The sequence below is a fragment of the Micromonospora sp. NPDC004704 genome, assembly GCF_053601675.1.
The window spans coordinates 363,392-376,845 of sequence record NZ_JBSGCD010000002.1 but is presented as its reverse complement, the minus strand read 5'-3'; the positions used below and the strand labels follow the sequence as shown (position 1 = coordinate 376,845).

At 70.2% G+C, this 13,454-nt stretch carries 10 protein-coding genes, 2 tRNA genes and 1 pseudogene; 6 read left to right on the top strand and 7 right to left on the bottom strand.

Going from position 1 to position 13,454, the window contains the following annotated elements:
• The first annotated feature begins 1 nt into the window (after window position 1).
• Together ACWEFB_RS03995 and ACWEFB_RS03990 are read left to right on the top strand one after the other, a co-directional pair.
• Window positions 2-1,069, top strand: a complete 1,068-nt coding sequence (locus ACWEFB_RS03995; protein WP_452281986.1) for an aldo/keto reductase — start codon at window positions 2-4, stop codon at window positions 1,067-1,069.
• Window positions 1,070-1,204: 135 nt separating this feature from the next.
• Window positions 1,205-1,636, top strand: a complete 432-nt coding sequence (locus ACWEFB_RS03990) for a hypothetical protein (protein WP_452281984.1) — start codon at window positions 1,205-1,207, stop codon at window positions 1,634-1,636.
• 252 nt (window positions 1,637-1,888) lie between these two features.
• Here the strand turns inward: ACWEFB_RS03990 and ACWEFB_RS03985 are convergent.
• A tRNA-Lys gene (locus ACWEFB_RS03985) sits at window positions 1,889-1,964 on the bottom strand.
• A 185-nt stretch (window positions 1,965-2,149) separates the two neighbouring features.
• Between ACWEFB_RS03985 and ACWEFB_RS03980 the strand changes: the two genes are divergently transcribed.
• Both ACWEFB_RS03980 and ACWEFB_RS03975 read left to right on the top strand, forming a co-directional pair.
• On the top strand, window positions 2,150-3,424 hold the full coding sequence (locus tag ACWEFB_RS03980; RefSeq protein WP_452281982.1) for an Ig-like domain-containing protein: 1,275 nt from the start codon (window positions 2,150-2,152) through the stop codon (window positions 3,422-3,424).
• Window positions 3,425-3,622: 198 nt separating this feature from the next.
• Window positions 3,623-4,924, top strand: coding sequence for an Ig-like domain-containing protein (locus ACWEFB_RS03975; protein WP_452281980.1), 1,302 nt, complete (start codon window positions 3,623-3,625; stop codon window positions 4,922-4,924).
• A gap of 144 nt (window positions 4,925-5,068) precedes the next feature.
• On the opposite strand, the gene ACWEFB_RS03970 is transcribed toward ACWEFB_RS03975, so the two are convergent.
• Window positions 5,069-5,144 (bottom strand) — tRNA-His (locus ACWEFB_RS03970).
• Between the two features lie 129 nt (window positions 5,145-5,273).
• Window positions 5,274-5,870: an oligoribonuclease gene (orn, locus tag ACWEFB_RS03965; RefSeq protein ID WP_326560640.1), complete on the bottom strand. Its 597-nt coding sequence runs from the start codon at window positions 5,868-5,870 to the stop codon at window positions 5,274-5,276.
• A 67-nt stretch (window positions 5,871-5,937) separates the two neighbouring features.
• On the opposite strand from orn, the gene ACWEFB_RS03960 reads away from it, so the two are divergent.
• On the top strand, window positions 5,938-7,233 hold the full coding sequence (locus ACWEFB_RS03960; protein WP_452281978.1) for a glycosyltransferase family 87 protein: 1,296 nt from the start codon (window positions 5,938-5,940) through the stop codon (window positions 7,231-7,233).
• Window positions 7,234-7,442: 209 nt separating this feature from the next.
• Here the strand turns inward: ACWEFB_RS03960 and ACWEFB_RS03955 are convergent, their stop codons facing one another.
• The 4 genes from ACWEFB_RS03955 to ACWEFB_RS03940 all read right to left on the bottom strand — a co-directional run bounded on the left by ACWEFB_RS03955 (window position 7,443) and on the right by ACWEFB_RS03940 (window position 12,674).
• On the bottom strand, window positions 7,443-9,449 hold the full coding sequence (locus ACWEFB_RS03955; RefSeq protein WP_452281976.1) for a hypothetical protein: 2,007 nt from the start codon (window positions 9,447-9,449) through the stop codon (window positions 7,443-7,445).
• Window positions 9,450-9,570: 121 nt separating this feature from the next.
• Entirely contained in the window at window positions 9,571-10,311 is a 741-nt protein-coding gene (locus ACWEFB_RS03950) for a YcnI family copper-binding membrane protein (protein WP_452281974.1), read from the bottom strand.
• Between the two features lie 12 nt (window positions 10,312-10,323).
• Complete coding sequence (locus ACWEFB_RS03945) at window positions 10,324-11,985, bottom strand: copper resistance CopC/CopD family protein (protein ID WP_452281971.1); 1,662 nt, start codon at window positions 11,983-11,985, stop codon at window positions 10,324-10,326.
• Window positions 11,986-12,020: 35 nt separating this feature from the next.
• Window positions 12,021-12,674, bottom strand: coding sequence for a zf-HC2 domain-containing protein (locus tag ACWEFB_RS03940; RefSeq protein ID WP_452281969.1), 654 nt, complete (start codon window positions 12,672-12,674; stop codon window positions 12,021-12,023).
• 192 nt (window positions 12,675-12,866) lie between these two features.
• Between ACWEFB_RS03940 and ACWEFB_RS03935 the strand changes: the two are divergent.
• A pseudogene (locus ACWEFB_RS03935) lies at window positions 12,867-13,440 on the top strand (sigma factor).
• Window positions 13,441-13,454: the final 14 nt, after the last annotated feature.

Sequence of the window (13,454 nt, the reverse complement as noted above, 5' to 3'; positions counted from 1 at the left end):
CATGGAGCTCTACGAGTACCGGACCGTCGGCCGTTCCGGGCTGCGGGTCAGCCCGCTCACCCTCGGCACCATGACCTTCGGGGACCCCAACTGGGGGTCCGACGACGAGACGTCCAAGGATGTCATCGCGCGTTTCCTGGACGCCGGCGGCAACGTCATCGACACCGCCAACGGCTACTCCGAGGGTCGGTCCGAGCAGATCATCGGCGAGTACCTGGCCTCCCACCCCGGCCTGCGGGACCGGGTGGTGATCTCGACCAAGTACGCCCGGAACATGCACGCCGGCGATCCGAACGGGGGCGGCGCGAGCCGCAAGGCCATTCTCGAGCAGGTGGACGCCTCGCTCCGCCGGCTCGGCGTCGACTACATCGACCTCTACTGGCAGCACTGCCTCGACCAGCACACCCCGCTCGAGGAGTCCATCTCGACCCTCAACGACCTGGTACGCGACGGGAAGATCCGGTACATCGGCATCTCCAACACCCCGGCGTGGGCGGTGTCCCGGATGGCCACCATCGCCGAACTGCGCGGGTGGGCGCCGGTGGTGGCTCTGCAAGTGGAGTATTCGCTGGTACGCCGTACGGTCGAGGGCGAATTGTTCGGTTTGGCAGCCGAGCTGGGCCTGGGCGTGCTGCCGTACAGCCCGCTGGCCAGCGGCGTGCTGTCGGGCAAATACTCCCGGGACAACCGGACGCCCGAGGGTTCCGGGCGGGGCCCGCTGGCCAAGGCCCAACTGGACGGCACCAACGCGTTCGAGGTGCTGGACGTGCTGCGCGAGCTGGCGAAAAGCCTGGACGCGTCGGTCGCCGCGGTTGCCCTGGCCTGGGTCCGGCAGCAGGCGCCGGTCACCTCCACCCTCATCGGCGCCCGCTCGGTGACCCAACTGGAGGCGAACCTCGCCTCGATGCAGGTGACCATCCCGGAGGAGGGCCTGCGGGAGCTCGAACGGGTGTCGGCCCCCGACCTCAACTACCCCTACCCGTGGCTGGCCTCGATCGCCGTTCCGCTGCAACAGTCCGGTACGCAGATCAACGGCATCGGCTCGTCGAGCTACCGCCGGCAGGTATGAGCGTGCGCCGAGGGTGTCGCCGTCTACAACCTCACCGTTGATGCTTCCACACGTACCATGTGGTCGCATGCACCGCATCGATCCTCGTACATCGACGTTTGTGGACGAGACGAGAATGGCGTCGGGAGGAGTTGTATGGCCAGCGGGATAAAGGATCCCGTCGAGGCACTACGGTTTCGGCCCCGGGAAAACTACCTGCGCAAGCCATTACCCTCCGCGAGGGATGATCGGATTACCGACCTGATCGAGACCCTGAGGGATGAGGAGAGCGTAACCCTCGTCGCCGAAGCCGTGGCCACCGTGGAGACGGTACTCAGCCCGTACGTGCAGCGCGTGGCCGCCCTCGCCGTCCGATCCGGCAAGGCCCGTTACCTCCATGCCGGGCTACGGGCCGCGGCTTTGATGGGTGTCGGTGACGACCCACGCGAGGTGGCCGTCGTGCTTGCTCTGTTGTGGCGTAGCGCGGAACTCTTGAACCTCGAACCTCGAACCTGGAACGGAATTCGCCGCCATCGGCGATGTGCTCGGCAGGCACGGGACGTCACTGCAGGCCTTTGTACGGCGTGATGCCCAGGACCGCCTGATCACGGCGATGGGTTATGCGGAGGTCGGCATGGGCGCCGACTTCCGTTACGAGTGCCGGTGGTGAGGCGGGCGATCGGTGAGATGAGGCCGCTGCGCCAGACCAGCCCGAGAGGCACAACAAGCACGTGCCCAGCGAACTCGCACGATGCAAGGGCACCGGGTGGGCAGTACTCACGCGCAACGCACACAAAGATCAGGCCGTATAGCCAAATGGCTATACGGCCTGATCTCAGGTGGTGCGCCGCCAGGGACTCGAACCCCGAACCCGCGGATTAAGAGTCCGCTGCTCTGCCAGTTGAGCTAGCGGCGCTCTCTGACAACGGTGGAAACCCTAGCACGCACCTGGGAGCCGACTCCAATCAGATAGCCCCGGCCACCCGTACGGGCTGCGCGACCGACAAAGGGCCCAAAATCCGCCTCCGGTCCGTCCGGGGCACCGAGTTCTGGTGCGGATGGTGCACGATGTGCCGCAGGATTCGATCGAACGGGGTGGAGATGGGCAACGTCACGCGGGGCTGGGCGATGATCACGGCCCTGGTCATGGTCACTCCACTGGCCCTGGCGGGGTGCGGCGGCAGCGGCGACAAGCCGGAGTTCGTGGGTGCCTCCGCCCAGCCCACCGCCAGCCCCACACCGCCGGCCGAGCCGGTCGTGCTCGCCATCACCCCGGAGGCCGGGGCGGCCAAGCAGCCGGTGAGCACCGAGATCGGCACCACGATCACCGGCGGGAAGATCACCGACGTGACGCTCACCACCGAGGGCGTGAAGGTCGCCGGCAGCCTGCGCGAGGACAGCTCGTCCTGGGTCCCGGCCAACCCCCTGAAGTACGGCAAGAAGTACGACGCCACCGTCACCGCCACCGGCACTACCGGCCAGGTGGAGACGAAGACCACCTCGTTCACCACGATGGCGAAGCCGAGTTCCCAGATCGGCTCCGGGCTGTACCTGTTCGACGACAAGGTGTACGGCGTCGCGATGCCGGTGGTGGTCGAGTTCTCCCCGGGCATCCCGAAGAAGGACCGGGCGGCGGTGCAGCGGCGGATGTTCGTCGACACCGTGCCGGCGCAGCCGGGTGTGTGGCACTGGGTGGACAACGGCACCCAGGCGTACTACCGGGCGCCGGAGTACTGGCAGCCGGAGACGAAGCTGACCGTACGGATCGCGCTGGAGGGGATCCCGCTGAGCAACGGCCGGTACGGCAACGTCGACCGGAAGGCCACCACGAAGATCGGCAACAGGTTCGAGATGAAGGTCGACAACGCGACCAAGCAGATGACGGTCTTCGAGAACGGCAACCTGGTCCGGACCATGCCGGTCAGCCTGGGCAAGAAGGCCACGCCCTCGTCCAGCGGGACCATGGTGGTGATGGAGAAGAAGGAAAGCACCGTCTTCGACACCAGCGACGACCCGAACCCGGCCAACCGCTACGTCACCGACATCGACTTCGCCCAGCGCCTCACCTGGGGTGGCGAGTACATCCACGCCGCACCCTGGTCGGTGGCTCAGCAGGGGCGTACGAACGTGTCGCACGGGTGCGTGAACCTGTCGACGCCGAACGCCCGGTGGTTGTTCGAGAAGACGAAGACCGGTGACCCGGTGACGGTCAAGGGGACCGAGCGCAAGCTCGAGGACGGCAACGGCTGGACCGCGTGGAACCTGACCTGGGCCGAGTTCATCAAGGGCAGCGCGTTGCCCGTACCCGATGCTCTTGCCGCCGGTAACGCGCCGGCCGGTCCGACGCCGAGCACCGGGGCCGCCCCCGGCGCCTGACCAGCGCCGACGTCCGCTCCCCCCGGCACTGCGCGGTCGCGGCCGGTTCGACGGGCCGCGACTTGCACGGACGAACCCGGCAATATACCCACAACTTACCCCCGCTGTCTGCGTTTCTCGCCACGTGGTGAAACCAAAATTTGCCCGGGAGCGTCTTTGGGAGAGGATGGTCGTGGGGACCAGGACTGTGAGGGGCTAATGCGCGCGAGTCGAGACCAGTTGATGGGGCAGACCGCGAAGCGGCGTCGGGCAACCGTGCGCACGCTCGTGACGGTCGTGCTGACCGGGGCGCTCGCGCTCACCGCCGCAGGCTGCAGCAGCGGCGGCGGTAACTCACCGGCCTGGCAGGGCGGCAACAAGGCCCCGGACGGCCCGAAGGCCAGCGCGACGATCACCAGCCCGGCGACCGACGCGAAGGACGTACCCGCGTCGACCGAGATCGCCTTCAGCAGCAAGGACGCGACCACCACGACGTTCGACCTGAAGGACGGCACCGGCAAGGCCGTCGAGGGCAAGGCCAGCGCCGACGGTACGACCTGGTTGCCCAACGGCGCCCTCGAATACGGTACGACGTACACGGCGACCGTGACGGCGACCGGCGACGACGGCAAGCCGGCGACCACGACCAGCAACTTCACCACGATGGCCAAGCCGGAGAACCAGGTCCGGGTGACCAGCTTCCTCGGCGACGGCGCCGTGGTGGGCGTGGGCATGCCGTTGATCGTGAAGTTCTCCCGCGCTATCCCGCAGGACTTCCGGGACGACATCCAGCGGCGGATGACCGTGACCGCCACCCCGGCGCAGGAAGGCGCCTGGCGCTGGATCAGCCCGACCGAGGTGCACTACCGGCCGAAGACCTACTGGAAGGCCAACACCGAGCTGGACTACAAGATCCAGGCCGGCGGGCTGCCCCTGGGTGACGGCTGGTACGGCCGAGCGGACCTCACCATCGACGCCAAGGTCGGTTCCTCGGTGGTGATGACGGTCGACAACAAGACCAAGAAGATGACCGTCACCAAGGACGGCGCGGTGATCCGTACGATCCCGATCAGCCTCGGCGCCCCGGTCACCCCCTCCTCCAGCGGCACGATGATCGTGATCGAGAAGCTGAAGAAGACGGTCTTCGACACCATGGACGACCCGATCCCGACCAACCGGTACCGCACCGACATCGAGTACGCCCAGCGCCTCACCTGGGGCGGCGAGTTCATCCACGCCGCGCCCTGGTCGGTGGCTCAGCAGGGTCGTACGAACGTGTCGCACGGCTGCGTGAACATGTCCCAGGCGAACGCCCAGTGGCTCTTCGACCAGACCAAGATCGGTGACCCGATCACGGTCAAGGGCACCGAGCGCAAGCTGGAGAACGGCAACGGCTGGACCGACTGGAACATGAGCTGGGACGAGTTCATCAAGGGCAGCGCCATCCCGTACGAGGCGCCGGCCGCCCCCGCCCCCAGCGACGTGCCGTCCGCCGACCCGAGCGTCACCCCCACCACCTGATCGAAGCCACGACGCGGGTCGGACCACGGGAAGCTTCCCAACCGGTCCGGCCCGCGTTTGGTTTGCCGGCACACCTCGTCCAGAAACACCGGCACACCCCGTCCGGGAACGAAACAAGCCCCCTCCGAAGAGGGGGCTTGACTGTGGGGTGACTGACGGGATTCGAACCCGCGACCCCCGGGACCACAACCCGGTGCTCTGCCAACTGAGCTACAGCCACCACGTCGACCACACCCGGATCAGGAACCGCCGGGCCGGGCGCCGACCAATAATAGCCACACCCACCCGTACCGCGTCGAGCGGGTTGCCACCCGGTCGGGCACGAACCCCACCGGGTGGCGGAAACCCGTCAGAGCTGGGCAGCGATCGACTTCGCGGTCTCGACGTCCGGGCCGGGCAGCGGGACGAAGACGGTACGCCGGTAGTACTCCAGCTCGCGGATGCTCTCCCGGATGTCGGAGAGCGCCCGGTGGGCCAGCCCCTTCGCCGGTTGGCCGAAGTAGACCCGTGGGTACCAGCGCCGGCACAGCTCCTTGATCGACGACACGTCGATCATGCGGTAGTGCAGGTGCGCGTCCAGCCGGGGCATGTCACGGGCCAGGAAGCCCCGATCGGTCGCGATCGAGTTGCCGCACAGCGGGGCGCTACGAGGGTCCTTGACCAGGCTGGTCACGTACTCCATGACCAGGTCCTCGGCCTCGGCGAGGCTCACCGCGGAGCGGCGTACCTCCTCGGTGAGGCCGGAGCGTTCATGCATTGCCCGTACTATCTCCGGCATCCCCGCCAGCGCCTGTTCGTCGGCGTGGATCACCACGTCGACACCTTCACCAAGAACGTTGAGGTCCGGATCGGTAACGAGAGCAGCGACCTCGATCAGCGCATCCTTGCCCAGATCGAGCCCGGTCATCTCACAGTCGATCCAGACAAGAAGATCAGCCACCGCCACAGACTACGCGCAGCCCAGCAGCCCGCGCCTCAACGCGGCAGCCACAACCGACCGCTAGGGTTTTCCCGTGCCAGCCGATCCCGCCGCATCACCTACCACCGCCGCAGACGACCCGGGTGGCCGCACCGCCCGTTGGCTCGTCGTGGCGGTGGCGCTCGCTGCCGTGGTGCCGGTCATCTACCTGCTCGGCACGCCGCACAACTTCTTCGACCTGAAGATCTACATGAGCGCCATGCGCTGGTGGGCCAATGGCAACCCGCTCTACGACTATGCCCAGCCGGACCGGGTGCAGGGCGAGCTGTACTTCACGTACCCGCCGTTCACGGCGCTGCTGATGCGGCCGTTCGCCGGTCTGCCGCTGGGCGCCACGGTCACCATCTTCACGATCTTCACCGTCCTCGCGGTGATCGTGACCACCTGGTGGCTGGTCATGTCGATCGCCGATCGCCGGGGCTTCCCCCGCTGGCTGGCCGCCGTGGTAACCATCCCGCTCGTCTTCGCCGCCGAAAGTACCCGGGAGACGATCACGTTCGGTCAGATCAACATGCTGCTCGTGGTGCTGATCCTGGGTGACCTGCTGTTCGCCGTACCCCGGAACTCACGCTGGGCCGGCGTCGGCGTCGGGCTGGCGACGGCGCTCAAGCTGTATCCGGGCATTTTCATCATCTACTTCCTGACCACCCGGCGGTGGCGCGAGGCCGCGGTGGCGAGCGCGAGCGCGGCGGTGGCGACGCTGCTCGCGGCGGCGATCGCGCCCGGCGACTCCTGGCGCTTCTGGACCCACGAGCTGTGGGCGACCGGGCGGGTCGGCCGCACCGACTACACCGGCAACCAGTCCCTGTTCGGCCTGTTGAGCCGGATCACGGTGCCGGAGAAGCCCGACCAGTTGCTCTGGCTGGCGCTGGTCGCGGTGGTGGGTGGGTTCGGCCTCTGGCGGGCCAGCCGGGCCGCCAGAGGCGGGGACGAGCTCAGCGGGCTGGCCCTGACCGGCCTGGTCGGCGCGCTGGCCAGCCCGATCAGTTGGACCCACCACGTGTACTGGTTCATCCCGGCCGTCCTGGTGATGGCCGACGCGGGTCTGGCGCAGCCGCCCGGTTGGGAGCCGACCGGGCTGGGGCGACGCCGAAGGCGGGCCCTGCTGGTGCTGGCCGGGGTGGTCTACGCCAGCGTCGTCTACGGGGTGGTCTCGTTCCACGACTGGGGTGTCAAGCCCGTACCGACCGACTCACCGATCGAGTTCGTGCTGCGCAACATGTACGTGCTGCTGGCCGTACTGCTGCTCGTCGTGCTGCCCACCCGGCATCTGGTTCGGGCGGCTCCCACCAACAGCGTCCCCCGCAGCGGTGTCCCGGTGACGCGCTGACTGTCCGGTAGTGGCAGAAGTTGCACCAACTGGACAGATCTCCCCTAGTCATCCCTGTTGGGGCTAATCTACTACCAGCACCTTTAAAACGTTCCTTCAGTACACCGATCCCCCGGTGAGAGTGGCCCTTCGTGTCGGCAGCGCGGAGGGCCACTCGCCGTCTGTCACGAGCCCGTTCCCGGCCCGGAGGCCATCGCCCTACGCCGGGTTCACCTCGTCGAGGCGGCCTCGGCCGGACCACCGCCGCCGGCCGCCGGCCCGGTGTCCGCGTCCGCGTTGCTCACCGCGGACGGCTGGGCACCGGCATCCGCCACCGGCTTGCACTTCTTGGACCGGGTCGTCACCGCGCCGCTCTCCGCCGTACCGGCCGCCTTGGTCCGCCGGGTCGAGGCGGCCCGGGGAGCCGCCGGCTTGGCGGCCGGTCCGACACCCACCACGGGTACGCCGGACGCCTGCGCGGCCGACGACTCGGCCATGCCCTTGCCCGGGTACGCCGGCACGGGGTTGGTGACCCGCTCCGCCCGCGCGTGCACCGGATCAAGAGCGGGCTCGGACTTCGGGGCCGGGTCGGGCCGGGTCGGGGCCGTACCGGCGGGGTTCGTCTCCGGCTCGACCGGCACGGGCGGCACTGGCGGAACCGCCACGGCCCGACCCGTTCCGGGCTGAGCGGTTCCGACCTGAGCGGTTCCGACCTGAGCGGTTCCGGGCTGAGCGGTTCCGGGCTGAGCGGTTCCGGGCTGGGCGGTTCCGGACTGGACAGCCTCGGAATGGGGAGCGACGGGTTGCGCGGGTTCGGGCTGGGCAGCGTCGGGTTGGGCGGCTTCGGCGCGGGTTGGTTCGAACTGGGCGGACCGGACCGGGGCGGTCTTCGCCGGATAGGCCGGTGCACGGTTCGCGGGCTGCTTCGACACCGGTGCCGTCGTACCGGCGGCCCGGGGCGGCCAGTTCAGCACCAGTTTGGCGGGCGGTGGACTGCTCGCCGGCCAAATATGGTCGAGGCTGCGCCCGGAGGCCGACGTACCGCCAGCGGGTTCGCCGTTCGCGGCGACCTCGACGGGTGGCACGGTCGTGCCCGCCTGGGTGCCCTCGGGCGGGCTGAGTACGTCCGCCAGCGTCTCCGGACGGGCCGATGCCGGGCCGGTACGGCGGGCCCGGAGCCCGTTCGCCGACCGGGCGCCCGTGGCGTCGACCGAGCGAGAACTCGTGGTGTCGACCGGACGAGAACTCGTGGTGTCGACCGGACGAGAACTCGTGGTGTCGACCGGACGGGAGCCGCTGATGTCGACCGGGCGGGAGCCGCTGATGTCGACCGGGCGGGAGCTAGTGGTGTCGACCGGGCGGGACGGGGCCGGCAGGTTCGACTGGGTCGGCCAGCCGACCGGGGCCGCCGCCGGAGCGACCGGGGTCGGCACCGGGGACAGTGCCCGAGACCGCACGGGACGCCGGGAGCGCTTGTTGGCGCGTACGGGTTCGCCGACGTCGTCGAGGGCGCGTACGCCGAGCCGGGCGGTCAGTACCGGGAGTTGGCCGGGCTCGACCACGAAGACCACCTCGCGGGGGCGGCTCGGCCAGACCAGGACGGCCATTCCGAGCACCGCGAACAGGACGCCACCGGCGACCAGGCCCCAGGTTGTCGGTTCGAGCCAACCCACCCGCAGTTCGGCGCGGAGGTCGAGCGCGACACCCGGCCCGGCGTCGGGGTACATGACCACGAGGCTGAGCCGCTGTGCGCGCAGGTCGTCGAGGTCGAGGTCGAGGGTGCGGGTTCCCTGACGTACCCAGAATGCCTGTTCGCCGGGCTTCGCCACGAGGGCCTGGCTGGGTACCCCGATCCCGGAGACGGCGGTGACCTGCACCGGTAGCCGGCCCCGGGTCACGGCGACCCGGTCGACCAGCGCGTACGGCATGGCGGCCAGGTAGCGGCCGACCTCGGGGGTCGGGGCGAGGCCGAGGAACGCGGGCCGGGACTCGGTCCCGGCGGCGATCCGCAGGCGGGCCTGTCCGGTACGGGCGAACGGGGCGTCCCGGCGCAGCAGCTCGTCCAGGTCGGGTACGACGATGGCGCGACCGGGTGTCTGGATCCGTTGCAACGTCGCGGTGAACGCGCCACCGGGGTCCCGCTGGTCCGCCACCGTCCACAGTGCACTGCCGACGAGCAGTACCGTCAGCCCGACCGTGAGCAGCAGCACCCCGGCGATGGTGCGTACGACGCGCATCGGCTCTTCCCCCTGATCGAAGTATCTTCCTGACGATACCGACCGAAAGGGGCTTAATACTCTTTATTGCCCGAAACGCCGCTGGCCCGCCGGATCACCGGCGGGCCAGCGGATCGATCCGTCAGACGTCCGACGGGGTCGCCGGGCGGCGGGTACGGGCAAACGCCAGTCCGCCCAGCACCAGACCGGCCAGACCGGCCACCAGCCCGGCGATGCCCAGCCCGACCCCGGCCGAGCCGTCCTCGTCATCGTCGTCGTCGGCCTGCGCGACGGGGGCCACCGACGGGGTCGCCCCGCCGGACGCCGGGTCGGCCGCCTTGGCCAGCTTCAACACCGGCGCCGGGTGCTCCGGCTCCTCGCCACCGGCCGCCGCCGGCTCGTCGATCCAGCGCGAGATGTTGCCGTCCGAGTAGGTCTGGAGCACCTTGAAGACCAACTGGTCGACCTGGGGCAGCGGGCCCAGCGAGACGCCGAACTCCTGGAACTGCTCCGGCTTGACCTCCGCACCCGCGGTGGCGGTCCAGGTGATCTTCGACACCGCCTCGGTGATCTGGCTGCCGTGCACCTCCAGCGGCGGGTCGACCTTGCGCTTCTCCAGCGCCACCGTCCAACCCGGCACCGCGATGGTCGAGACCGACGCGACCGGGGCGTTCTCCGGCAGGTTGACCTCGATCTTCGTGGTGGACGCGGTGTCGCTCTCGTTCGGCACGCGGAAGGCCACCCGGCCGTATCCGCCCTGGGTCGCCTCCTTCGGGTTGACCGTGACGTGGGCGGATGCCGGCAGGGCGACGCCGAACACGCCGACGAGAGCAGCGCCGAGCACGAGAGCGGCCGCGGTCGCGGTACGCCGGGGACGGATCATGGAAGTGCCTTCCTAGTTGATCGGCACGGTGGCGGTCACCGTGGCCTGGTCGATGTCGGAAATCCGGACGGTGAAGCGCAGTTGCCACTCGCCCGCGGTGGGGAGGTTGATCTCACCGGTGGCGTGGTTGTCGGTCAGCGGAAGCAACGGGATCTCGATCGGCTCGACGCCCTTGGACGGCAGCGCGGCGGTGCCGGACCACTCGACCACCGGCTGCGGCTTGTTGTCCGCGGTGTACGCGTACAGGTGGATCGAGTTGCTGCCGGTGCCGGCGGGGTCGACCTCCACCTGGACCGAGAGCAGGTTGCTGGTCAGCGTGGTGGAAAAGAACCCCGCACCGGCGGCCCCGTCGTTGGCCTCGGCGGTCCGCCCCGGCGGGGTCTGTACCAGCACCGCCGAGATGGCGAGGATCAGCGCGGTGACGCCCAGCTCGGTCCAGACCGCCCGGCGCATCCGCCCCGGCTGCTCGGTGGCGAGCCGCCGCTGGACCAGCCGGCGGGAGTACGCGGCGACACCGATCACCAGGCCGAAGAGCACCACCTTCGCGATGATCAGGCGCCCGTACGTGGTGTCGATCAGGGCGCTCGGCGTGGCGACCTCGATCAGTGCCTGGACGATCCCGGCGAGCAGGAGCGCGGAGACGGCCACCGCCGCCCAGCGGGACCAGATCGGCAGGATCGCCCCGAGTTCCCGCTCGTCGGCCCGGCGCAGCAGGAAGGCGACCAGCATCAGCAGACCACCGAGCCAGACCGCCATGCTGCCCACGTGCACCGCGTCGACCAGCACCGACACCGCCGGTACGGGTGACGCCGCCGAGTGTCCGGCCAGCGGCCAGGTGAACAACCCGGCCACCCCGAGTACGGCCAGCAGGATGTGGTCGGCCCGACCGGCGTTGCCGCGCAGCACGGGGCGGAGCAGGATCGCGGCGGCCACCAGGATGCCGAGCCGGACCAGCAGCACCGCGCCGAACGTACTGGCGAGCACGTCGCTCAGGGCGCTCCCGCTGATCGAGAACAGGCCGCCGCCGGTGGTGTATGGGACCTGGAGCCAGATCCCGATCAGGGTCGCCGCGGTGACCAGGCCGAACCCGGTCCAGACCAGTCGGGCCGGGCCGCGCCGGTCCAGCCGCTGCGGCCAGAGCAGGCTGAGCACCAGGACCGGGCCGACGAGCAGCACCAGCCCGGCGTACCCGAGGTATTTGCCGACCGCGACGGCGGCGGTGATCGCCGGGTCGACGGTGTCGTTCTCGGTGTCCGTCGGCGGGCTGGACGGGGCACCGACCGAGTACGTGTATCCCCCGGCCACCGGATGGCTGTCGGCGGAGATCACCCGGTAGCTGACCAGGTAGGTGCCCCTGGGACCGCCCGGGTCGACCGGGATGGTCACCACGGCGCCGTCGAAGACCGGCTCGCCCCGGTCCACCCGCGCCCCGTCCGGTCCGAGCACCCGGATCTTGTCGGGTACGTTCCGGACGCCCTCGCTGAACGTGAGCACCACCTCGGTGGGCGCGCTGGGCAGCACCGCGTCCGCGACCGGGCTGCTGCTGACCAGCACCGCGTGGGCGCTGGCCGGGCTGGCCGGCCCGAGCAGCAGGGCGAACATCGCCAGCAGGAGGCCGAGCATCGCCCCGGCCCGCGATACCCATGATCTTTGTGCGGCAGTCATGCGAGACATGCTCGCCCAGAAACCCACCACGGCGCGACCTCGTGTCACCCGCGTCCCGCCACCACCGCCGCGCCGAGCGGCGGATCGGTACGCCGGGTGACCCGGCCGAGCGCCCAGAGCAGCCCGGCCTGCACCACCGTGGCGAGGTGGCCGATCTCGTGCACCACGGCCGTGGTCGAGTTCACGATGTCGACCACGCTGGTACCGGCGAGGCAGACCGCGAGAACGAAGGCGACCGGTACGAACGCCTGCGCCCGCTCCGGTCGGTACGCGGCGAGTGCGAACCCGACCGCGAGGGCCACGTCGAACGACGCCATCTCCCGGCTGGTGTGCAGGTCGAGGTCGACGCCGAAACCGGCGAGCAGGATGGGCAGGGCGATGGCGAACTGGGCGACGGCGGCCACCGCGACCGCGACCCGGAGGATCTGGCGCCGGCCGTACGCGGCCTGGGCGCGGCGGCGGGCGGCTGCGGCGTTCACCGGGTCGGCGGCCACCGCCGCGAGTACGGTGGCGGTCAGGTCCGGCACCTCGACCGCCTGGACACGGCTCATGACCCGGCCGAGTTCCTCCGCCCGGGCCAGCCACACCTGGCAGCCGGGGCAGGTCACGGTGTGCGCGTCGAGCGCCTCCAGCGGCGCCCGCGGGTCTTCTCCGTCGAGCCGCGCGGACAGCGCGACCCGTACCTCGTCGCAGGTCATGGGGAGATAGTCGATGTCCGGGGCGGAAAAGTTCCCGACCGTGCGCAACCCCACCCAAGCCAGCCAAGGCCGCCCCGCACTCCGGCTGCGCGCGTAACCTCGGATGTCGTGATCCCCGTCCCGCGCGAGTCCGCCCAGGCCAGCGCCACCGTCGACCCACCGCCGGTGGTGACGACCATCACGGACGCCGAGATGATCTCGGTAGCGGGGGTGGCGGCAGCCGATCGGACGTTGGCCCTGGACGACGCGACCCACTGGGCGTTGCGTGCCCGCGACGGGGATCCGTCCGCGCAGGCGGCGTTCGTCCGGGCCACCCAGGCCGAGGTGTGGCGGTTCACCGCCGCCCTGGTCGACCGGGACAGCGCGGACGACCTGCTCCAGGACACCTATCTGCGCGCGTTCCGAGCGCTGCCGGCGTTCGAGGGCCGGTCGAGTGCGCGTACGTGGTTGCTCGGCATCGCCCGGCGGGCCTGCGCCGACCATCTCCGTACGGTGGTCCGGCGACGCCGGTTGGACGAGCGGTTGACCGGGCAGGCGCACACCGATCACCCGTACCCGGATCCGGCCGGGCAGTTCGGTGCGGCGGACCTGCTCCGGCGGGCCGCCCGCCGAGCGGCGCGGCGCGTTTGTCCTCACTCAGCTCCTCGGGCTGTCGTACGCCGAGGCGGCGGCGGTGGAGGGGGTGCCGGTGGGCACCATCCGGTCCCGGGTGGCGCGGGCGCGGGCCGAGCTGGTCGAGGCGGTCGGCGATGCGCTGGCGAGCTGAACCATCCGGGCGGC

Coding starts and splice junctions, on each gene's coding strand:
- ACWEFB_RS03995 (WP_452281986.1), top strand. CDS start 2: ATGGAGCTCTACGAGTACCGGACCGTCGGCCGTTCCGGGCTGCGGGTC.
- ACWEFB_RS03990 (WP_452281984.1), top strand. CDS start 1,205: ATGGCCAGCGGGATAAAGGATCCCGTCGAGGCACTACGGTTTCGGCCC.
- ACWEFB_RS03980 (WP_452281982.1), top strand. CDS start 2,150: ATGGGCAACGTCACGCGGGGCTGGGCGATGATCACGGCCCTGGTCATG.
- ACWEFB_RS03975 (WP_452281980.1), top strand. CDS start 3,623: ATGCGCGCGAGTCGAGACCAGTTGATGGGGCAGACCGCGAAGCGGCGT.
- ACWEFB_RS03955 (WP_452281976.1), bottom strand. CDS start 9,449: ATGCGCGTCGTACGCACCATCGCCGGGGTGCTGCTGCTCACGGTCGGG.
- ACWEFB_RS03950 (WP_452281974.1), bottom strand. CDS start 10,311: ATGATCCGTCCCCGGCGTACCGCGACCGCGGCCGCTCTCGTGCTCGGC.
- ACWEFB_RS03945 (WP_452281971.1), bottom strand. CDS start 11,985: ATGTCTCGCATGACTGCCGCACAAAGATCATGGGTATCGCGGGCCGGG.
- ACWEFB_RS03940 (WP_452281969.1), bottom strand. CDS start 12,674: ATGACCTGCGACGAGGTACGGGTCGCGCTGTCCGCGCGGCTCGACGGA.